Below are 19,923 nucleotides of genomic sequence, written 5' to 3' on the forward strand. Positions count from 1 at the left end.
CCGATCACGGGCAGGCCCTTGTAGGTGCGGTCGTAGGCGACGTAGAACATGTCACCGGCGCCGGGAGTGACACTGCGGCGGCTGTAGGCCTCGTCAGGGCCTCTGCTGAGGTTGTCGAGCTGGCTCGAGACGGCCTTGTCGGCGACCGCCGCGGCGACCGCTGCGGGGTCTGCCGCCCTTCCCGTGGAGGTGCCGGGGTCCTGTGCGGGGGTGGCTCCGGGTGGGGCGGCGCTGACGGGGAAGGCTTGCAGCGTCATGGTCGCGGCCGTGGCCAGGCCGGCGACCGCCGCGAGTAAGGCTTTGCGTTTCACGCTGTGGTGCTCCTTTCGGCGAGCTCCCTTCGGGCCGTTGCCGCTTTGGGCGCGCGCCGGCCACCGCGCCGTCAGGGGTGTCCTGAGTCGCGGGGGTGAAGGGGGTCGGGGGGGGGTGATAAAGGGTGACGGATACAGCAAGCGAACCGTTTCGCCTTGTTGCCGCCAGACGCTAAGCGTTGGTTGACTGCGCGAAAATACGTATGTTCATCGGTAGGCATACCGACATTTCTGTTACCGCTGGTCACACCCATCCACGTGCCAGAATCGGCCGTCATGCCGGACAATCGGGCAGGGAAAGTCCGGCATTCCGGACCCACTGAAGGGCGAATCAGCCTGCGGCGACCGGCTCGGCGACGCCCGATCAGGGCGGCGGCGTCACCACAGTTGGGCGGGACCGGAACGTGCGTCGGCGCACCCGTGATCCCCGTCTAACCGGCACCGGACGGAAACGTCACGCCCAGGATGCATGCGGCACGGGCCGGCTGTTCGGTACGGTCCGGGTGTTCAGTACGGTTCGGGGGCCAGACAGCTTCCGCTCTCGTGGACCTGGTCCTTCGGCGGCGGCTCGACGGACACGTCGTTGCCCCAGTCGGTGAAGTCGATCTCGGTCACGCTGTTCCTGGGCACGCCCTCCTCGGCCAAGGGGTTGGGCGCGACGAGACGGACCCGGCGGGGAAGCCCGTCCGGCCCGACCCACAACTGCCACGAGACCCGTGCCGAGCCGTACTGCTCCCGCAGCACTGCCGCCATGGCGGGGTCGTCGCCCGGGGCCGGGATGCTGAACTCGGTCTGTGCGGCGCTTCCGGCATGGACGACGGTGGCGACCCCGTCGATGACCCCGCCGGAGGAGGGCGCAGGCGCCGCGAGCCTGTTCAGCACCTCGGGTGACAGGACCGTCCGTGCGCCGAGTACCCCGGCCATGCGCGCCGCCATCCCGCAGTCGGGGCTGCCGTGGTGCAGCCAGCTCTTGCCGGCGGGAACGTCCCTGCGGTCGGCTCGCTGCTCGTAGGTGCCGGAGCCGCCGACGGAGATCGCCCTGGTCGTCATGCCGGACAGGTCGTCCGGGATGAGGTGCTTCAGGTCTTCGGGGATGTTGGTCCGGCGGAAGGTCGTGGTCAGGTCGGAGGCGGCCGTGCCGAGGCGCAGGATTCCGGTGGTCCGGCTCTCGTCGTACTCGCCGATGTCGACCGACACGAGCAGGTCTTCCGCCGCCCGGGGCGTGTGGCCGTAGGTCAGCCGGACGACCTTGGTGACCTTGACCCCGGCCCCGTCCTTCGCCTGCTGGGCCACCGCCTCGGCGGGCGTCCGGGCCGCCGTCGCGTCCTGCCCGCCGCATCCGGCCGTCAGGGTGAGCACGAGCAGCGTCGGCGCGATCCTCGGTAAGGGCACCCGATGATCATAGGAGAAGGCGGGATCGGTGTGGCCGGCGCGGCGAGGCAACCTGACCACGCCGGCACCGCGTCAGTACGTGTGTGCCAGACAGGAAGCTCTTCGACGACTTCGTGGCCTCACGGTCCGACCGGTTACTGCGGACGGCGTACCTGCTGACCCGCGACTGGGGAACGGCCGAGGACCTGCTCCAGGAGTGCCTGGCCAAGGCGTGGTTCGCCTGGCCCCGCATCGAGGAGCCCGAGGCGTACGTGCGGCGGGCGCTCGTGACGACCTGCACCTCGTGGTGGCGGCGCCGATGGCGCGGCGAGGTGCCGAGCGGCACGCTGCCCGACCCGGGCGTGCCCGACGCCGAGCGGTCCGGGCGCGAGGAGCTGTGGGAGGCGGTGGGAAGGCTGCCCGCCAAGCAGCGCGCGGTGATCGTGCTGCGGTTCTACGAGGACCTGTCGGTGCAGGAGGTGGCCAGGATCCTCGGCTGCCATGACGGCACGGTTAAGAGCCAGACCGCCAAGGCGCTGGCCAAGCTGCGCGTGGACGAGTCGATCGTGAAGGAGTACCGATGAGCGTGCAGGACCTGCGTGAGATGTTGCGGGAGCGGGCCGAGGGCCCCGCGCCCGCGGTCCCGGACCGCCACGAGCTCGTCCGCCGCCGCGTGCGGCGTACCTGGCGGCGCAGGGTCCTGACCTCCGCCGCCGCGACGGTGGCGGCGACGGTGGCGGCGGGCGCGGCCGTGCTCTCCCTGCTGCCCGAAGGCGCCGTGACGCGGCACGAGCCCGCGACCTCGGCCTCCGCCCCCGCCCGGGAGCTGCCGCAACGGTTCACCGCCCACGACGGCACCGGCTACCGGCGGCTGGCGACGGCGACGCTCAGGACGGACGGCGCGCGGAGGACGTCGGTCACGATCCCGGTCACCGGCAGGCCGCTGGACGTGGCCGCGCTGTGCGACGGCTCGTTCGGCGCCACGGCGCCGCGGATCTCCGTGGCGGGCCGCGCCGCCGGCGCCTCCCCGCCCTTCTCCCCCTGTCTGAAGGGCATGGAGCTGGTCCCGTTGCCGGTGCCCGCGGGGGCCGGCCAGGTCACGGTGACGTTCGACACGACCACCAGGGGCGGGGGGTGCACGCGGCAGGAGAAGGGGGCGCCGTGCGTGACCCCGGAGCCCGTCAAGGCGGTCTGGAGCCTGGCCGTCTACGAATGGACGCCTCCCGCGCGGCCGGTCGACCCCGGGCCGCTCAGAGCCTTCCCCAAGCGGCCGGCGGGCTGGGAGCTGGCCGGCGCGACGCGGGACCGGCTCTGGCCGCAGGACGGGACGGCCACGGTCACGGTCCGGGGCGAGGGCGGCAGGATGGGCCTTGAGGCGCTGTGCGCCGGTGACCTGGCCAGGCGGATGTGGTTCACGTACCGGGTCGAGGGCGGCGAGCAGGCGACGGTCACCTGCGGCCAGTGGACGAGCGGCCCGTACCCGATGGCGATGACCGAGCTGGCCGTGCCGGAGGGCAGGCGGGTCACCGTCACCGTCCGGGCGGGCATCTGGGGTCAGGACGCCAACCGCCCGGTCCGCTGGGCCGTGGCCGTCTACCGCAGGCGCTCCTGAACGTCGCCGCGCGACTGACCGGGCGCCGGCAGGCAGCTCCTTCCGGCGCCCGGGTCAGCCCGAGGACTGCGACGGGCCGAGATCGTTGAAGAAGCACGCGTCGGAGATCTCGGTCTCTCCGTCGGGGTGTCCCGGTGGAGCGGGGACACGCCCTCCAACGCCTGGTACAGCGTCACCCCGAGCGAGTACAGGTCGCCGGCGCCGCCGCTGTCGGCAGCCCCCTGGCGGCCGACGTGACGGCTCCGGGCGGCAGGGGGCCGTCCCGGGCGATCAGCTCGGCGAGGGTGCCGCCGTCGACCAGTTCCATGACGATCCACGGCGCCTGGTCCTCGATCACCACGTCGTGGACGGTGACGATGTGCGGATGCGACCGCAGCCGGGCGGCGCTGCGCGCCTCACGTTCGGCGCGGCGCAGCCGCTGCGCGTGCTCCTCCTCGGAGGTGGCCGACGGCAGCCAGACCTCCTTCACCGCCACGGGCACGTCGAGGGACTCGTCGTGGGCCTTCCAGACCCGTCCTGATCAAGTCGTGGCAGCCTATCCATGCGTGCTCGCGCGTATCTGCCGAATGTCCAGACTCGTCATCCGTCCTTCGACGCCGGCGCGCGTCACCCGGCCCCCTCGGCCGCTGGCTATCCTGTGGCAGGTCGAGCCGGGCACGGCTCCCCCACCACGAGCCCACCGGAAGGCGACGACCGACCGTGACAGCCCCCCAGCGCCGCCGCGCCCGGCCGGCCACGACGGTGGCGGCGCACGCGGTCCCGGCCCTTCTGACGGTGATCGTCCTGGTGGGCTCGCGGCAGCTGGGCGCGGCCTGGTGGCAGGTCCTGGCGGCGGCGGGCGCCGCCGTCCTGCTCCATGCCGGAGCGGCGGTGGCCGGCCGGCGGCCGTGGGCGGGGTACGCGATCGGCGCGGCGGCCATGCTCGTCCTGGTGCTGACGCCCTTCCCGGGATGGTCGCTGAGCATGCTGCCCTCGGCGGCGTGCTTCCCCTTCGCCTTGTGGCGGCTGACCGGCCTGGTCCCGGTCAGGTCCTCGGTGCCGGCGTTGGCGGTCGCGGCGCTCGGGATCGTGCTGACCGAGCTGGTGGGGTGGGCCCGGCTGCCCGCCGACCCGGTGTGGGCCCGCCTGGTCGAGGGCGGGCTGCTGATGCTGGTGGTCGGCGGTGTGTGGCTCGCGGCCCTGCTGGTACGGCGCAGGCAGCAGGCCGCCCGGCGGGCCGAGGCCGGACGGCTGGCCGCGGCGGTCGCCGGCGAACGGGCCGGCATCCGCCGCGACCTGCACGACGTGATCGCCCACACGGTCACCGTCATGGTCGCGCGGATCGAGGCCGCGGCGGTGACGACGGCCGACGCGGCGACCCGGCGCGAACTCGCCGGCATCGCCGAGACCGGCCGGGACGCCCACCAGGGGCTGCGCGCGATGCTGGCCACCTTGGGCCCGTCCGCCGCGCCGCGCGCCGGATCCCGGCCCGGCCACGTCCCGATCTCGCTCGACGTGCTGCCCGACCTGGTGGCCTCGGCGGCCAGCCCGCTGCACGCGGTGACGCTGGCGGAGGCGGGTGAGCGACGGCCGCTGAGCCTCAGCGCCGAGGTCGCCGCGGTCCGGACCGTGCAGGAGGGCGTCACCAACGCGCTGCGCCACCTCCAGCTGCCGGTCGCGGTGAGCGTCAGCCTGCGCTGGAGCCCGGCCGAGCTGGTGGTGGAGGTCCGCGACGACGGCGGCGGCGCGCCGCGCCGCGCCGCCGGCCAGGGGACCGGCCTGATGGGGATCGAGGAACGGGTGCGCACCGCGGGCGGCACCCTGTCGATCGACGACGGGGACGACGGATGGGTGCTGCGGGCGCGGCTGCCCACGAAGGAGGGGGCATGAACGCGATCCAGGTCATGCTCGTCGACGATCAGGAGCTGCTGCGGGCCTCGCTGCGCACGGTCCTGTCGGCCGACGAACGCATCGAGGTCGCCCACGACGTCGCCGACGGCGGCCAGGCGGTCGAGGTCGTCCGGCGGCACCGCCTGGACGTGGTGCTGATGGACATCCGCATGCCGCGCCTGGACGGCGTGGCCGCCACGGCGGAGATCGTCCGGATCGCTCCGGCGACCCGGGTGCTCATGCTGACGACGTTCGACGACGACGAACTGGTCGTGGCGGCCGTCCGGGCCGGCGCCAGCGGCTACCTGACCAAGGACGTGCGGCCCGCCGCCCTGGCCCAGGCGGTGTGCGACGTCGCGTCCGGCACGGCGGCGCTGGCCCCGGGGGTGGCCGCGACGATCCTCGACCTCCTGCGGCAGACGCCGATGCGCCGCACGGCGGCCCTGGACGGCCTCACCCCGCGCGAGGTCGAGATCTTCGGCCTGCTGGCCCGCGGCAGGTCCAACGCCGAGATCCGCGCGGAGCTGGTGCTGAGCGAGAACACGGTGAAGTCGCACGTGCGGGCCGTCCTGCAGAAGCTGGGCCTGCGCGACCGGGTGCACGCGGTGATCCACGCCTACGAGAACGGGCTCGTGGGCCGCGACGATCTGCCCGGCTGAAGACTCCCTCCCTGCCCCGGCGGAACGTACCGGCGGGCAGGGACGGGACGGCGACCGGGCGCCGTCAGGGCCGGTAGCCGATGTGGCGCAGCAGCGCCCGCAACCGGTGCTCGATCTGTGCGGCGGTCACGTCGTCGGCCTGCTGGAGCAGGACGGACCCGATCGAGCCGGCCAGGATGTCCTGGACGACGCCGGGGTCGGTGCCCGCCGGAAGGTGACCGGCCTCGACGGCCCGCTGCGCGACCTGCGCCACGGCGTTGAGCCGTGGCCGCAGGTAACGCTCGGTGTAGGCGGCCACCAGCTTCGGGTAGTCGACCGAGGCGCCGATGACGCGGGCCATCAGCGCCCGGAAGCGGGGCCGGCTGAGCAGCTCGGCGGCGGAGCGGACCAGTTCGTCGATCGACTGCCCGGCCGGGGCGGCGTCGATGTCGGGAGCGCGGGCGTGCTCCAGGGCGGCCATCAACAGGTCCTCCTTGGCCCGCCAGCGCCGGTAGACGGTCAGCTTCGCCACGCCGGCGCGCTGGGCGACCGCTTCCATGCTGGTGCCCGCGGCGCCGCGTTCGATCAACAGATCCAGCGCCGCCTCCAGGATGGCGGCGTCGTTCTCCGGGTCGCGGGGACGGCCGTGGCGTTCTACGCCGGCCACAGCACCTGGTTCAGCCATGTGGTCAGTCTGTCGGGTGCCGGACGGCCACGCCAACCGATGTGCCCGTCGGGGCGGATCAGCGTCACGTCGGACGAGATGGGCTCCACCGGCGTGAGCGCGCCGACCAGGTCGGCGCCCAGTCGCGCCGCGGCGGCCTCGGCGTGGCGGGCGGCGACGAGCTGATCGGCGGCGAGCACGACCCAGCGTCCGCGGACGGCGGCGTGCAGGGTGGTGCGGACGCCGTCCGGCCGCCGGCAGGTCAGGTCGGGCATCCGGTCGCCGGGACGCAGCCCGGGCCTCCACCGGTGCTCGGCCGGGGCCAGCGGTCCTCCTCGGTAGCTGATGCCGAGCTGGGAGGCGGCCAGCCACAGCCGGCGCTGCACGGCGGGCAGCCGCACGACCGGCAGGACGACGTTGTCGCGCAGCAGGCGTTTCCACGGGGCGTTCGGCAGCATGATGTCCACGGCGGTGCTGGTGGCGCGCAGGACCTTGCGGGCCAGCGGCCGGCGTTCGCCTTCGTAGGTGTCCAGCAGCCGCCGGTCGGCGCGACCGCGGGCGACCAGCACCAGCTTCCAGGCCAGGTTCTCCGCGTCGCCCAGCCCGGTGTTCTGTCCCTGGCCGCCGGTGGGGCTCTGGATGTGCGCGGCGTCGCCGGCCAGCAGGATCCGGCCGCCCCGGTAGGCGTCGGCCAGCCGGCGGTGGATGCGGAACTCCGAGGCCCAGCGGATGTCGGTGACCGTGTCGAGGCCGATCCCGCTGCGGCGGGAGAACTCGCTCAGCACCCGGTCGCCGATCTCGCGTTCGGACAGCTGGTCCGGCAGCTGCGAGGGTGGTTCGGTGAACACCCGCCAGGTGTCGTCGGGCAGCGCGGTGACCGACAGCATGTGACCGGCCTCCATCCAGGTCGTGCTGCCGTTGCTGTCCAGCGGCCACCGGGCCCGCACGTCGACCATCAGCAGGCGTTCGAGGAGCATGCGGCCCGGGAAGCCGATGCCGGCGAGTTTGCGTACGGTGCTGTGCGCGCCGTCGCAGCCGATCAGCCAGTGGGCGTGGATCGGGCGCCGGCCGCCGTCGGCCGTCGCGACGGTGGCGGTGACGCCGGTGTCGTCCTGCCGGGCCGCGACCAGGCGTGTGTCCCACTCCACCTGGCCGCCCAGTTCGGCCAGACGTCGCCGCAGCGTGCCCTCGACCTCGGCCTGCGAGATCAGCAGCGTCTGTTTCGGCTGGTCGGCGACGGCTTGGCCGACGTGGAGGCGCAGCACGGTGCGCGAGCCCTCGTTGTAGGACATGTTGAGCGAGGACCGGGAGCGCTGAGGCAGGTCGCCGAGCGCGCCGATGCGTTCCAGGACCTCGATGCCGCGTGCTTGCAAGCCGAGGGCGCGGGAGGTGGTGGCGGGGGCGGGGGCGGCGTCGACGACGCGGACGGGGATGTCGTGCAAGGCCAGGTGGACGGCCAGGGCCAGCCCGGTGGGGCCGGCGCCCGCGATGAGCACGGTGTCAGTCACTTAGTAAACGATACGGTACCGATTACTAAGTCCGGCATCCCGTTGGGACGATTTGTGCGAACTATCACATTGATCACGAAGTGCGTGTGGCAGAAGTGAGCCGGTGGTAGTCAAGATCACAACATTGGGCAATCGAAAGGATCTTCGTGCGAGCACGCAAGCTGGCGACCCTCCTGGCCGGCGCGACCCTGACCGCCGCCACCACGCTGACGGCGACCGCCGCCCCGGCCGGCGCGGCCGGGCCCTGCGGCAGCGGCTACACCCGGGTCGGCGTCTACAACATCGGCATCGAGAAGTACGGGTACCGTACCGGCATCCTGGAGGTCTACTACAGCTCCGCCTCCGGCAAGAACTGCGCACTCACCTACGGCGACGGCCCCTACGCCAACACCACGAGCTGGAAGGGCGTCGTGATCTCCAGGGGCGACGGCAGCGGCAAGGACAGCGACGCCGGAAACTACCAGTACTACGCCGGCCCCGTGTACGTCTCGGCCGCCGGACAGTGCATCGACGTCGAAGGCATCTCACCGTCGTGGACGAGCGTCAAGCTCGACAACGTGCACTGCGGCTGAGACCGTCCCGACCGGCGGGCCCGCCGTGAACGGCGCTCCGTCGACCTGCCGCCACCCCCGCTGAGCACGCCGCGTCGCACGGTCGGCAGCGACGGCCCCGGCAGGGAACCCGAGGAGAGCCCGCACCCCAGGGGCGAGGGCACTGGCGTGCACCACGGGCTCTGACGGCTCAGTGCGTCGTCACCGATGTCCGCGTCGACGACGCACTGAGCACCGACTGCTCGAACGAAGGCATGACCGCGGACGCTGAGCGCACGCCGAACCGGGCCGCGACGATCCGGCCCCGCGGCATCGCCGTCACCAGGCGTCCGGGGAGCCGTTCAGGAGGGCTTGCCCGAGCGGCGTCAGGGCGTGCAGGACCGAGCTGCCCGTCCGGACGGTCGAGATGAGCCCGGCGTTGCGCAGGACCGTGGTGTGCTGGCTGGCCGAGCCGAGGGAGACACCGACGCGTCCGGCCACGAACGTGGTGGTGGCCGGGCTGCGCAACGCGGCCAGCACCGCCGCACGGGTACGGCCCAGCAAGGGCACCAGCACCTCGTCCGCGCCGGCGGACCGTCCCGTGACGCAGATCGGATACACCAGCACCGTGGCCGCGTCCGGCCGGTACATCACCATCGGGCGGGGCGCGAAGTAGGACGGGATCAGCAACAGCCCCCGCCCGCACAGCGCGACGTCGTGATCGCCGTCGACCGGGATGTGCAGGGTCGGCGGCAGCCAACGGCACCCGGGATGCAGCGTGGCCAGCAGGGCGTCCACCCCGCCGCGCAGCAGGGTCTCCGCGCGCAGCGCACGGTCGGCGCCGGCCTCCGTCTGGATCTGCGACCACAAGGGCTCCACCGACGAGCCGAAGAAGCCACGCAGGTCGTCGGCGAGGGTCTGGCGCGCCCCGCAGCTGCCGCCGGCCAGTTCCCGCGCCCAGCGCCCCGCCCGCTGGGCGGGCGACAACGCGCCCAGATCGGCCGCCAGGTAGGAACTCGGCGTCTGACTGGCCAGCTCGACGCCGGCGGCGAAGTCACCGGCGTCCGGCTGGAGCAGGAACGCCGGCACCGAACTCCGCGGCGGAACCAGGGGCGCCAGCACCCCCGCCCGCTCGGCCAGACTCCCGCCCACCTGCCGGAACAACCGGCGCACTCCGGGGCGCGTCCAGCTCCTGCTCGCCGGCGCGCCCAGCAGGAGGCGCACACTCAGCACCGTCTCCCACAGGGCGTTGGGACCCGGGGCGAAGGTGATCTTGCGCAGGTCGGCGTCGGAGAAATGCACACGGATCATGACAATCGATTCTCACCGAGCCGACTCCCTCCGGCCAAGGAGACCGCCTGACGGGCCGCACCGGAGACAAGCCCACAACCGCGCCGGACCCCATGCGCCTCGGCCCGACCCTCGGCTTCCTCGTTCGGATTCGACTACGCCGAGATCGCGCGCGCTAGGCGGTCGCACGCGACCGGGCCTCGGCGGCCCAGTGAGGGGCGTCCCACCGGTCGGCGACGGTGGCGGCCAGGGCGAAGTGGGCCGCGGCCTCGGCACGCCCCAGGAAGACAGCCAGCTCACCCAAGGTGTGAGCCACCGGGCGCAACGCCATCGACAAGCTCTCCGCACCCGCCGGAGGGCCGTCGCGGTACGGAAGCAGCACCTCGTAGATCTCCTCGGCGGCGTCCCGGTCGTCCAAGGCCATGACAGCCATCGCGCGCAACGTGGCGAGGAACGTGAAGAAGAAATCCCGACGAATCGGGCCAGGTGGCGTGCGGACCTCCCGCGCTTCGGCATCCAGCCCATTGGCATGAAGCGCGAGCGCCAGCAGATCCGACACCATGGAACCCAGCACGGCGTGCACAGCACGCACCTCCTCCAGATGCCCACCCAGCGTGCCCTCGTTCACCCAGATCGTCGCCAGAGCCAGCTCGAGAAAACCCGTCGCATGCACCGACCCGATACGCCGCATGCCCTCACCGGCCTCCACATACAGAGCCTCGGCATCGGCGAACCGGCCCTCGATGAGCGCCAGCCCCGCCAACGTGATCTCCGCGACGGCGATCGCCTCACGCATCCGATACGCACGCGCAAGCTCCAGAGCCTCCCCGATCACCCGGCGCATCGTCACAGGATCATTGGCCGCAGCGGCGACACCCGCATGATTGAGCAACCCGGAGACACGATAGACCGGCAGATCATGCTCAACCCCGATCTCCACCAACTCCCGGCACAACCCGGCATCACCCAGGACCTCGGCCAGAATCTCCAGCGCCGCCGCCCGCAACCGCGGCTCCGTGGCCAGATCGAGCGCCTCCCGAGCCGCCTCCACAACGCTCGGATCATCCTCACCGACCAGCTCCTGCGCGTACGCCGACAGCAGCCGCGACCGCACCGCAGGAGCCAGCTCACGCTCCAACAGACCACTCAGACGCTCCACGACAGGACGATCCACCGTGCCGTACGTACGAGCCTGCCAAGGAGTCGGCTCCGTCCACGCCGCGAACGCCGCGATCATCAGATCCGCACGCCCCAACGACTCCGCGAACTCCACGGCGGCCCGCCGCGTCTCACGGGCCGCAGCCACGGCCCCCGCCCGGATCTGCGCACGCAGCAACCTGCCCAGCAGCTCCACCCGCTCCTCCGGCCCGGCCGAAAGAGCGACCGCGTCAGCAAGAAGATCAGCCGCCACATCATGGGCAAAACGGGCCTCCGCCAGCTCAGCGGCCCACACACAGTACCCGACCGCCTTCGGCGAACCCGCGCGCGCAAAATGATGGGCCAACGCCGCCACGTCATCGCCCCCCTCAAGAGCGGCGGCGATCCGGCCATGCATCCGGGTGGCACGCAACCTGCTCAGGTCCGCGATCAGCGCGTCCCTCACCAGAGCATGCACAAAACGGACGACGCCCGGACCAGGCTCGTCGAGAAGCCCGGCGATGACACCCGCCTCCAACGCGTCCAACACCCCGTCCTCGTCCGTGTCAGCAGCCTTGACCAGGACGTCCACCGAACTCTCCCGACCCGCCACCGCAGCCAGCCGCAGGACCGACACCCCACCCTCCGGCAACCGCGCGAGCCGGCGGCGCAGCACGTCCCGCACCCCCTCGGGAACCTCCGACAACGCCACCAGCGCACCCTCACCGCTCAGCAGCCGAGCACTCTCCCGCACATAGAACGGGTTCCCACCGGTACGCTCCGCGATCCCCGCGACGGTCTCGTCATCGGCCTCGCACTCAGCCCGCACCAGCCGCGCCACGGCCTCCCCGTCCAACCCCGGCAACGCCACCCGAAGGGGCGCCGCCCGCGCGAGGGAAGCCAGCGTCTCACCGAGACGCCCGCCCTCGTCCGCACGGTACGCCCCCACCACCAGAATCGGCGCCCGCAGCCCCAGACAACCGCCGAGCAGCTCCAGCGTGGCGGCATCCGCCCAATGCAGATCATCCAAAACGACGGCGACCGGACGCTCCGCCGCGACCACCGCAAGCCACTCCCACACGGCCCGCCGCAGCCGGAACCGCCCAGCAGTGGCGTCGGCGTCCCCCGGCCCGGCATCGGCCAGCAACGGCGCCAGATCGCGCGCGAACTCACCCGGAGACGCCGACGCGGCCACGGCCCCCAGCACCTCCGTCCAGGCCCACGCCGGCGGCGCACCGTCGACCTCGGAGCAACGGCCGACGGCCACCAGCCACCCCTCACGCTCGAGCCGCCTGCCGAAATGATCCAGCAACGTCGACTTGCCGAGCCCCGCCTCGCCGGTGACAAGAGCGACACGGGCGCCGTCGGCCGCGGCCTCGGCGGCGGCCGCGAGCAGCGCCGACAGCTGCGCCTCACGTCCGACGAACGACGCCCCGACACCCGACGCCCCGACGACCGGATCCGTCCCCCCGGCAGCAGCCACCCGCGGCAACGGGACGGCCGCCACAGGCGATACAGGCGGGACGGCCGGCACAGGCACAGCCGCGCGCAGGACATCCATCCGCCGAGTGAGAATCGCCTCCTCCAGCTCCACCAGGTCAGGACCGGGATCAAGCCCCAGCTCCTCGGCGAGAACACCACGCGCACGACGCAGCGTCGCCAGCGCATCCGCCTGACGGCCACTGCTCCACAACGCCAAGGCGTGCAACCGCCACCCCTCCTCACGAAGAGGCTCCTCGCGGGTGAGCCGCTCGGCCTCGGCAACCACCACAGCGGGATCACCGACACGCAGCCCCGCCGCCACATGCAGCTCGGCAGCCACCGAACGCAGCTCGTCCAACCGCGCCGTCTCGGCCGCGGCCCACGGCTCGTCCGCGACCTCGGCGAACGCCGGCCCCTGCCACAACCCCAGCGCCTCACCGAGCAGAGCCCGCGCGACACGCCCATCGACGTCCGCACGCGCCCGGCCCAGCAACTCCTCGAACCGCCACGCGTCCACCGCCCCCGACGGCAACCGCAACGCATACCCCGGCGCCGCGCTCACCAGCAACCGAGCCGGCGTGCGCGGCGGACGCCCCGGCTCCAGCAACCGCCGCAAATTGGACACGTACGCCTGCAACGACAACAACGCCCGAGCAGGCGGCTCCCCACGCCACAGATCCTCGATCATCCGGTCGACCGGCACGACCCGCCCCCGCGCCGCCACCAGCAACGCCAGCACACCCCGCTGCCGCGGCCCGCCCAGCGGCACCGCCTCGCCGTCGACCTCGGCCGCGAGAGCGCCCAGAACTCGGATAAAGACCATGATCTGGACATCGTATGCGGACGTCCCAAATGACCCCCAAACCCTTCCACCCCCACGAACAGACCGAACCACAGGCGCCAACCACGGGAACATTCGTCCAAGACCGCCGGCCGGCCGCCCGCGCACAGTCTCCCCATGAGCGAAAACGACACAGAGCACCCGCAACGCATACACGTGGTCCACGACGGCCCACGACAGGCGCCGCCATTGCTGCTCATCCACGGATCAGGGGCCTCCGGCGGCTTCTGGGCCCCAGTGGTCCCGGCGCTCGCCCGCCACCATCACGTCATCCGGGTCGACCTGCCAGGCTGCGGCCAGTCCCCGCCCCCGCCGTCGTACGACGTCATTGATCAGCAGCGGCCCGAGCCCGGACGCGCTCCTCCGGCAGCCGTTCATTCTTCGGGCGCTGCTGGCCCCGCCATTGGGCCCGCTCATCTGGCCGAGACGTTCGGCGGCGATGATCCGCAAGGGAATCAGCGCCACGGCCGTCCGCCCGGTGAACCTCCCGGACGACGTCGTCGCCGACGTCCAGGGCATCACCTACCGCGCGATGCGGACGGTGCTGCGCCAGAACACCGCCTACATCGCCGAACGAAGCGTGCCCGAACGCAACGAGGCCGCCGACCACCCGTAGCGCCTGATGCGCAGAGCACGAACAAGCGGGTCGCGGCCGTCTTCCGGGCGAATCACGCGGCGTTTTCGTCGATGAGTACGGGCGAAGCCCGTGCCTTTGAAGGGTTTTTGTTCGTGAACCAACCCAGCGCCTTTACATTGTAGATCACATCTGGTGCCAGTTCTCCGCTGCGTGACCCACCCCGGGGTGGGGCCGTCGGCGCGGGGGTGTGCCGCCGTACTCCGGGTGGTGCTCGAAGTGCCACCACTCGTTGTCGAACATGCGGTAGAGGTCGTAGCGGGCGCCGTGCTCCTCCAGCCAGCGCGCGCCCTCGTGCGGACGCACGTCCAGGGCGATGCCCCTGACGTGGTTGGACTCCGTCGGCGGCAGGACCAGCATGCGCGCCAGGGCCGGGGAGCCGGTGCGGCGCACCTCCTCGTCGAACATCCGGAGCTGCACGAGTGGATCCCGGTATCCGGAAGTCAGGCCGAGGAGCTGGCCGTGACGCCAGAGCGCCTCGGTGCGTGCCGCGGTGAACGCCGCCAGGGCGCCGTCGGTGAGCCCGGTGAGGTCCTCGGCGGGGAACCGCATCCGTAACGCCCACTGGCAGGCCAGCTCGCGGGCCCGGCCGGGGCGGCGGACGAGCGCCGCCGGCAGCAGGAGCACCGCGAGCACCAGCGTCACCACGGCGAACAGCCGATCTCGGGGCCGAGCTGGGATGGTGCGTGGTTCGTTCATGACGAACTACGATTGGCGCCGAATGTGAGTGGGTCGTCTGCCGAATGTCACCGTTTGTCGACGGCCACCACGCCCGGCACCACCGTGACACAACGATGACAGGGCGCTGACCAGACGGGGACATGACCGGCCCACAGTGGACGGAGTTGACCGGCGAGCGAGCTTACGGAGCGTGCTGTGGTACTCGGCGGCGTGTCGCGAGTGTTGTTGATCGAGGATGACCCGGCCGTGCGGGAGGGCCTTGAACTGGCCCTGACCCGCCACGGGCATCGGGTGGGCGCCGCGGAGTCCGGCGAGGAGGGGCTGGAGCGGCTGCGCGCCGACCGTCCCGACGTCGTCGTGCTCGATCTGATGTTGCCCGGCATGAACGGGTTCGAGGTCTGCCGCCGCATCCGGGCCATCGGCGAGGTGCCGATCATCATGCTGACCGCCCGCGGCGACGACATCGACGTGGTGGCGGGGCTGGAGGCGGGCGCCGACGACTACGTGGTCAAACCGGTGCAGCCCAGGGTGCTCGAAGCGCGCATCCGCGCCGTGCTCCGGCGGATCGGCCGCGACCAGGCGGAACTGGAGCGGCACGGTGAGCTGACCATCGATCGGGCCGGGCTGGTGGTCACCAAGCGCGGTGCCCCGATCGGGCTCACCCCGGCCGAGCTGCGCCTGCTGCTGGAGCTCTCCGGCACGCCGGGCCGGGTGCACAGCCGCCAGCAACTGCTGGACTCGGTGTGGGAGCACGGGTACTTCGGCGACTCGCGGCTGGTGGACGCCTGCGTGCAGCGGCTGCGCGCCAAGATCGAGGACGACTCGGCCTCCCCCGTCTACGTGCAGACGGTGCGGGGGTTCGGTTACCGGTTCGGGCCGGTGTGAGCCCGGCGGTGACGTCCGGGCCGAACCTGGGGCTGCGCGCCCGGCTGTTGTTCGCGTTCGCGCTGCTGTGCGTGGTCACCACGGCGGCGGTGACCGGCGCGCTCTACGTCCAGGCCCGCACCGACATCCTGCAGCGGGCCCAGGATGCCGCGCTGCAGGCGACGAGAGCACGCATGGAGGCGCTCTTCCCGTTGCGCACCCCGGCTCCGGACCGGACGGAGCTCGGCAGGATCGCCGCCACCATGGCCGAACGGAACAACTACGCGATCGCCGTCTACCGCGAGCTGTACGCCCAGGCGGGCCCGCCGTCCGGGCCGCCGCCGGGCCTGATGGGCAACCAGCCGCCGGGCGGCGGGAGGGGCGAGGGGAACGAGCCGTCCCTGGAGCCCGAGGACCTCAGGCCGCAGACCCTTTCCGTGAGCCTGCGGCGGAAGGTGGCCGAAGGCGAGATGGCCTGGCAACGGGTCGTGCGGCGGGGCAGGCCCTTCCTGATCATCGGCGCGCCGTTGCTGATCGCCGAGGGTGACCGGTGGCGGGTGTCCGGCATCGAGGTCTACACCACCCGCAGCCTGCTACCCGAACAGGACAGCATCGACTGGCTCGCCACCCGCGCCTGGCTGAGCGGCGGGGCGGCCATGGCGTTCGCGGTCATCGTGGCGTTGCTGGCGACCCGCAGCGTGCTGCGCCCGGTGCGCGAGCTCGGCCGGGCGGCCCGCCTGCTGGGCCAGGGCGAGCTGCGGACCAGGGTCGAGGTGCGCGGCTCCGACGAGCTGGCCGACGTGGCGCGGACCTTCAACGACACCGCCGCGGAGCTGGAACGGCACGTCATGCAGCTGCGTGAGATGGAGGCCGACGCCCGCCGGTTCGTGGCCGACGTCTCGCACGAGCTGCGCACCCCCCTGGCCGCGCTCGCCGCCGTCGCCGAGGTCCTCGACGACGAGGCGGCCGAGCTGCCCGAGCCCGCCGGCCGGGCGGCCAAGCTGGTCAGCCAGGAGACGCTCAACCTCACCGCGCTGGTGAACGACCTCATCGAGATCAGCAGGTTCGACTCCGGCGTCGCGGCGCTGTCGCTGAACGAGGTGGACGTGGCCGAGCTGGTGCCCGCGACCCTGCGCGTCCGGGGCTGGACGGACGCGGTGCGCACCGAGCTGCCCCCCTCGCTGACGGCGAGGCTGGACCCGCGCCGCGTGGACGTCATCCTCGCCAACCTGGTCGGCAACGCCCTGCGGCACGGCGAGCCGCCGGTGTCGGTGCGGTTGTCCGCCGACCCGCACTGGATCACCGTCGAGGTCCGCGACCACGGGCCGGGCCTGGACGAGGCGGTGCTGCCGCACGCGTTCGACCGGTTCTACAAGGCCAGCGCGGCCCGGGCCAGATCCGAGGGCAGCGGCCTGGGCCTGGCCATCGCGCTGGAGAACGCGCGCCTGCACCGGGGCGACCTCACCGTCGTCAACGCCCCGGACGGCGGCGCGCTCTTCACGCTGCGCCTGCCACGCAGGGCCCCCGAGCAGGACGGGGCAGCCGGGTGAGGGCCGCACTCCCCCGCCGCGCGCTCGCCGCCTGTCTGGTGGCGCTGGTCGCGGGCTGCGGCGTGCGTCCCAGCGACGCCATCTCCGCCGGCGAGCCGCCGAGGGGGTCCGTCGCGCTGACCACGACGATCGTGCTCTACCTGGTGAAGGACGGGCGGCTCAGCGCCGTGACCCGGCCGAGCGCCCGTCCGCTGTTCCGGACCGAGCGGCTCGCGCTGCTGGCGGCCGGGCCCACGGCGGAGGAGCGGGCGTTCGGGCTCAGCACCGAGGTGCCGCCGGAAGCCGAGCCGTTCGTGGTGACCGTCAAGGCGCGCGGCCGCATGGTGCTGACCCCGTCGGCTCCGGGCGGTGACCTGTCCTCCCTGGCCGTGCAGCAGATCGTGTGCACGGCCGCCGCGTTGCCGGACAGCCCTGCCCGCATCGCCGTCGCCGGGGCGCGGACGGGCGTGGACCCCCGCGACTGCCCGGCCTGACCGCCGGCGTCCGGGACCTCCTCAGAGGCGGTCGCGGACGTAGTTCGCCGCCTCTGTCCTGTTGCGGACGCCGATCTTGGCGAAGGCGTTGTTGATGTGCGTCTTCACCGTCGTCTCGGCGATGACCAGGGTGGCCGCGATCTCGCCGTTGTTCAGCCCCCTGGCGATCAGCCGCAGCACCTCCACCTCCCTGGCCGTGAGCCCGTCCAGCAGGTGCGTGACCGGCTCGGGCCCCTGCCGCGCCAGTGCCTGGACCAGCCGCCTGGAGACCGGCTCGGCGAACGTCGACTGGCCCGAGGCGGCCGAGCGCAGCGCCGCGGCGATCTCGGCCCGGCCCGCGTCCTTGGTGAGGTAGCCGCGGGCCCCCGCCAGCAGCGCCGAGGTGATCGATCGGTCGTCGTCGTAGGTGGTGAGCACCAGCACGGCGACGTCCGGGTGGTCGCGGGTGATGCGCCGGGTCGCCTCCACGCCGTCCATGACCGGCATGCGCAGGTCCATCAGCACGACGTCCGGGCGTTCGGCCGCGACCAGGGGCAGCGCCTCCTCGCCGTTGGCGGCCTCGCCCACCACCTCGGCGCCGTCCATCAGCGAGATGAGCGCCACCAGGCCCTCGCGCATGATCTGCTGGTCGTCGACCACCACCACCCTCATCCGGGCACCTCCGCTCGCACCAGCCAGTCGTCGCCGTCCGGGCCCGCGTCGAGGGTCCCGCCGATCAGGGCCAGCCGCTCCCGCATGCCCGTCAGGCCGTGCCCGGGCGGGCCCGCCTGCGGCGCGCCGAGCGGGTTGCGGACGGTCAGGGTGACCATGGTGGCGGTGTAGGCGAGGGTCAGCGAGACCGGGGCGCCCGGGGCGTGCCTGGCGGCGTTGGTGAGCGCTTCGCGTGCCGTACGCAGCAAGCCCACCTCGACCGCGGGGGCGACCGGGCGGGAGACGCCGGCGGTGCGCATCGCGAGTTCGGCGCCGTGGTCGCGGCGGTGCGCGTCGGCCAGCGTCGACAGGGCCTCGGGCAGCGGCGGGACGTCCTCGCGGAGGGCGGCCACGGCCGCGCGGGCCTCGATCAGGCCGTCGGTGGCCAGCCGCAGCGAGCACCTGACCCGCTCCGCGGCGCCCTGCACGTCGCCCTTGTCGGTGAGCAGCACGTCGGCCACCTCCAGCTGGACGCGGAGCGCGCCGAGGGAGTGGGCCAGCACGTCGTGCAGTTCGCGGGCGATCCTGGCGCGCTCGTCGAGCGCGACCGCCCTGGCCCGGTCGAGGCTGCCCTGCCGGTACTGGCGCCGGTGCAGCGCGAACATCAGCGCGCTCACCAGCACGGCGGCCAGCGCCGCCGTCGAGGCGGGGGTCCGCCCGAGCAGCGCCATGCCGCCGGCCATGAGCGCCAGGTCCACCGCCGCGACGCCGAGGATCACCCAGACGGGCGGCGTCAGGTGCGCCGCGAACAGCATCAGCTCGGCGAAGAGGAAGATCACCCCTTCGGTGTCGCCGGGCCCGACGGTCACCGCCGCCAGGACCGTCCCGGCGGCCAGCAGGGTCAGGGCCATCCGGTGGGCGCGCCGGTCGAGCACGACGAACCCCAGCCAGCAGGCGAGCGACCCGCCCAGCGCCGTCCACACCAGGACGGGCTTGGTGGCGGGCGTCGCCGTGGCCAGGGTCAGGACGAGCAGCAGCGTGATCACGTAGCGGATCAGCCGCCCCGTCTCAGGATCGTCCGCCGACAGCAGCCGGCGGACGTTCTCCCACACCTAGTGCGACCCCCTGCTCAGATTGACCACCATCTCCACCATCAGCAGCCGGAAGACGATGAACCCCACGACCACCACGACGGCGGCGACTGCCAGACTGATGATGACCTTGCCGTTCATCTTGCCCCCATTCGAGTCCAGGATTCGCTGGAAGACCCAGAGCAGCTTCTCCATGGCTCGACGGTAGGAAGAGGGCAGGGTGGAGTCGCACCTACGAACGGTGGAGATCCGGGTGGAGATCCGCGAGCAGGCCCGGCCGGGCCTGCTGGACGCGACTCCGGTCAGGTCTTGGCGGGGATGCGCTTGCCGAGGTTGACGAAGAACAGGATCAGCCCGACCGTCAGCACGATGTGCCCCAGCCCGGCGAGCCCGGTGATCGCCGGGCTGGTCTCGGCGCCGAGCACCGTCTGGGTGCCGTGCACGATCATCATCGTCACCGTCAGCGCCAGCCCGCCGTTGTAGACCCAGAAGAACCAGGTGAACAGCTTGCCGCCGGCGCTCAACGTGAACACCTTCTCCAGCACCAGCACGATCAGGAAGAACAGCATGCCGAGAGCGAGCAGGTGGGTGTGCACCACGCCGAGCTGGGTGTCGCCGGTGAAGTCGTTGAGCTTGGTGATCTCGCGATAGTAGAGGCCGCTGACGACGCCGACGATCATGTAGATGTGCGCCGCATGGTAGATCTTTTTCACGGTTGAGACCTTAGAGGGTTGTTTGGCACCATTC

The 19,923-nt window shown here is 72.5% G+C and carries 19 protein-coding genes and 2 pseudogenes; 9 read left to right on the plus strand and 12 right to left on the minus strand.

The genetic code is table 11. The annotated features are described in order from the left end of the window. Positions 1–311 (minus strand): annotated as a pseudogene (locus AB0J71_RS45980) (hypothetical protein); the annotation flags it as partial. Positions 312–818: 507 nt separating this feature from the next. Further along, entirely contained in the window at positions 819–1,703 is an 885-nt protein-coding gene (locus tag AB0J71_RS45985; RefSeq protein WP_364420508.1) for a hypothetical protein, read from the minus strand. A gap of 83 nt (positions 1,704–1,786) precedes the next feature. Between AB0J71_RS45985 and AB0J71_RS45990 the strand changes: the two genes are divergently transcribed. Both AB0J71_RS45990 and AB0J71_RS45995 read left to right on the plus strand, forming a co-directional pair. After that, positions 1,787–2,266: a SigE family RNA polymerase sigma factor gene (locus AB0J71_RS45990; protein ID WP_352323297.1), complete on the plus strand. Its 480-nt coding sequence runs from the start codon at positions 1,787–1,789 to the stop codon at positions 2,264–2,266. Continuing rightward, a complete protein-coding gene (locus tag AB0J71_RS45995) occupies positions 2,263–3,294 on the plus strand; it encodes a hypothetical protein (RefSeq protein ID WP_364420510.1) in 1,032 nt (343 codons plus the stop codon). Before AB0J71_RS45990 ends, AB0J71_RS45995 begins: the two co-directional genes overlap by 4 nt. A gap of 172 nt (positions 3,295–3,466) precedes the next feature. On the opposite strand, the pseudogene AB0J71_RS46000 reads toward AB0J71_RS45995, so the two are convergent. Then, positions 3,467–3,799 (minus strand): annotated as a pseudogene (locus AB0J71_RS46000) (protein kinase); the annotation flags it as partial. Positions 3,800–3,993: 194 nt separating this feature from the next. On the opposite strand from AB0J71_RS46000, the gene AB0J71_RS46005 reads away from it, so the two are divergent. Together AB0J71_RS46005 and AB0J71_RS46010 are read left to right on the plus strand one after the other, a co-directional pair. Next, positions 3,994–5,163, plus strand: coding sequence for a histidine kinase (locus AB0J71_RS46005; RefSeq protein ID WP_364420512.1), 1,170 nt, complete (start codon positions 3,994–3,996; stop codon positions 5,161–5,163). Next, the gene (locus tag AB0J71_RS46010) at positions 5,160–5,822 is read left to right on the plus strand and encodes a response regulator transcription factor (protein ID WP_364420514.1); all 663 of its coding nucleotides are present in this window, start codon (positions 5,160–5,162) and stop codon (positions 5,820–5,822) included. Before AB0J71_RS46005 ends, AB0J71_RS46010 begins: the two co-directional genes overlap by 4 nt. Before the next feature lie 64 nt (positions 5,823–5,886). Here AB0J71_RS46010 and AB0J71_RS46015 read toward each other — a convergent pair whose 3' ends face one another. Together AB0J71_RS46015 and AB0J71_RS46020 are read right to left on the minus strand one after the other, a co-directional pair. Continuing rightward, positions 5,887–6,486 (minus strand): TetR/AcrR family transcriptional regulator, encoded by a 600-nt coding sequence (locus tag AB0J71_RS46015; RefSeq protein WP_364420516.1) that lies wholly within the window; start codon positions 6,484–6,486, stop codon positions 5,887–5,889. Continuing rightward, positions 6,456–7,973, minus strand: a complete 1,518-nt coding sequence (locus AB0J71_RS46020; RefSeq protein ID WP_364420518.1) for an FAD-dependent monooxygenase — start codon at positions 7,971–7,973, stop codon at positions 6,456–6,458. The genes AB0J71_RS46015 and AB0J71_RS46020 overlap by 31 nt, the downstream gene beginning before the upstream one ends. Positions 7,974–8,119: 146 nt before the next feature. Between AB0J71_RS46020 and AB0J71_RS46025 the strand changes: the two genes are divergently transcribed. Beyond that, on the plus strand, positions 8,120–8,545 hold the full coding sequence (locus AB0J71_RS46025; RefSeq protein ID WP_364420520.1) for a spore-associated protein A: 426 nt from the start codon (positions 8,120–8,122) through the stop codon (positions 8,543–8,545). Positions 8,546–8,842: 297 nt separating this feature from the next. On the opposite strand, the gene AB0J71_RS46030 is transcribed toward AB0J71_RS46025, so the two are convergent. Continuing rightward, positions 8,843–9,814: a winged helix-turn-helix domain-containing protein gene (locus AB0J71_RS46030; protein ID WP_364420522.1), complete on the minus strand. Its 972-nt coding sequence runs from the start codon at positions 9,812–9,814 to the stop codon at positions 8,843–8,845. A 154-nt stretch (positions 9,815–9,968) separates the two neighbouring features. Continuing rightward, a complete protein-coding gene (locus AB0J71_RS46035; RefSeq protein WP_364420524.1) occupies positions 9,969–13,235 on the minus strand; it encodes a BTAD domain-containing putative transcriptional regulator in 3,267 nt (1,088 codons plus the stop codon). A 135-nt stretch (positions 13,236–13,370) separates the two neighbouring features. Here AB0J71_RS46035 and AB0J71_RS46040 point away from each other — a divergent pair, with 135 nt between their 5' ends. Further along, positions 13,371–14,012, plus strand: a complete 642-nt coding sequence (locus AB0J71_RS46040) for an alpha/beta fold hydrolase (RefSeq protein WP_364420526.1) — start codon at positions 13,371–13,373, stop codon at positions 14,010–14,012. A gap of 1 nt (position 14,013) precedes the next feature. Here the strand turns inward: AB0J71_RS46040 and vanY-N are convergent, their stop codons facing one another. Continuing rightward, positions 14,014–14,586 carry a D,D-peptidase/D,D-carboxypeptidase VanY-N gene (vanY-N, locus tag AB0J71_RS46045; protein WP_364420528.1) on the minus strand — a complete coding sequence of 191 codons (573 nt, stop codon included), beginning with the start codon at positions 14,584–14,586 and terminating at the stop codon, positions 14,014–14,016. 192 nt (positions 14,587–14,778) lie between these two features. Between vanY-N and AB0J71_RS46050 the strand changes: the two genes are divergently transcribed. Genes AB0J71_RS46050 through AB0J71_RS46060 form a run of 3 tightly spaced genes read left to right on the plus strand, consistent with a single transcriptional unit; the run spans position 14,779 to position 17,455 of the window. Beyond that, positions 14,779–15,453: a response regulator transcription factor gene (locus AB0J71_RS46050; protein WP_364420530.1), complete on the plus strand. Its 675-nt coding sequence runs from the start codon at positions 14,779–14,781 to the stop codon at positions 15,451–15,453. An 8-nt stretch (positions 15,454–15,461) separates the two neighbouring features. Continuing rightward, positions 15,462–16,982, plus strand: a complete 1,521-nt coding sequence (locus tag AB0J71_RS46055) for a HAMP domain-containing sensor histidine kinase (protein ID WP_364420532.1) — start codon at positions 15,462–15,464, stop codon at positions 16,980–16,982. Beyond that, the gene (locus tag AB0J71_RS46060) at positions 16,979–17,455 is read left to right on the plus strand and encodes a hypothetical protein (protein ID WP_352329735.1); all 477 of its coding nucleotides are present in this window, start codon (positions 16,979–16,981) and stop codon (positions 17,453–17,455) included. The genes AB0J71_RS46055 and AB0J71_RS46060 overlap by 4 nt, the downstream gene beginning before the upstream one ends. A 21-nt stretch (positions 17,456–17,476) precedes the next feature. Here AB0J71_RS46060 and AB0J71_RS46065 read toward each other — a convergent pair whose 3' ends face one another. The 4 genes from AB0J71_RS46065 to AB0J71_RS46080 form a co-directional block, all read right to left on the minus strand. Continuing rightward, positions 17,477–18,106, minus strand: coding sequence for a response regulator transcription factor (locus tag AB0J71_RS46065; protein ID WP_364420534.1), 630 nt, complete (start codon positions 18,104–18,106; stop codon positions 17,477–17,479). After that, positions 18,103–19,197 (minus strand): histidine kinase, encoded by a 1,095-nt coding sequence (locus tag AB0J71_RS46070; RefSeq protein WP_364420536.1) that lies wholly within the window; start codon positions 19,195–19,197, stop codon positions 18,103–18,105. The genes AB0J71_RS46065 and AB0J71_RS46070 overlap by 4 nt, the downstream gene beginning before the upstream one ends. Continuing rightward, the gene (locus AB0J71_RS46075) at positions 19,198–19,371 is read right to left on the minus strand and encodes a hypothetical protein (RefSeq protein ID WP_352329741.1); all 174 of its coding nucleotides are present in this window, start codon (positions 19,369–19,371) and stop codon (positions 19,198–19,200) included. A gap of 107 nt (positions 19,372–19,478) precedes the next feature. Further along, positions 19,479–19,889, minus strand: a complete 411-nt coding sequence (locus tag AB0J71_RS46080; RefSeq protein WP_352329743.1) for a DUF2871 domain-containing protein — start codon at positions 19,887–19,889, stop codon at positions 19,479–19,481. Positions 19,890–19,923: the final 34 nt, after the last annotated feature.

Origin of the sequence: Nonomuraea sp. NPDC049637 (genome assembly GCF_040675235.1) — a bacterium.
Classification (GTDB): Bacteria; Actinomycetota; Actinomycetes; order Streptosporangiales; family Streptosporangiaceae; genus Nonomuraea.